This is a genomic window from Streptococcus suis (genome assembly GCF_002964045.1).
Lineage (GTDB): Bacteria > Bacillota > Bacilli > Lactobacillales > Streptococcaceae > Streptococcus > Streptococcus suis_U.
In genome coordinates, this window is record NZ_POPB01000566.1 from 1 (window position 1) to 345 (window position 345).

The window sequence follows — 345 nt, forward strand, 5'->3', positions numbered from 1 at the left end:
TCTGTGGTATGATAAAGTTGTTCCATATGAGTCTTTCTAATGTGAGTGTGGTTGCTTTTCATTATAGGTCATATGGGACTTTTTGTATATACTCAAAAAGGCTCCATAATCTCTACAGTGGATTTACCCACTACAGAAATTATAGAGCCAAAAAAATCAAAAAAAGTGTTGACAATCCCTCGTGGTAATGATAAAATAAATGAGTTGTCAAAACAAGCCGAGAAAACACAAGAAAGAAAATAAAAAAGTTTCAAAAAAGTGTTGACAAAGCAAGTTGAAGATGATAGAATAAATGAGTTGTCAAATCCGAGACACAACACTAAAAAAGAAAATAAAAAAAGTTTC

1 protein-coding gene is annotated in these 345 nt (G+C 31.3%); it reads left to right on the top strand.

Features of this window, described 5'->3' with window-relative positions; all coding sequences use genetic code 11:
• The first annotated feature begins 72 nt into the window (after positions 1-72).
• On the top strand, positions 73-243 hold the full coding sequence (locus C1E99_RS15050) for a hypothetical protein (RefSeq protein ID WP_193441822.1): 171 nt from the start codon (positions 73-75) through the stop codon (positions 241-243).
• The last annotated feature ends 102 nt before the right edge of the window (positions 244-345 follow it).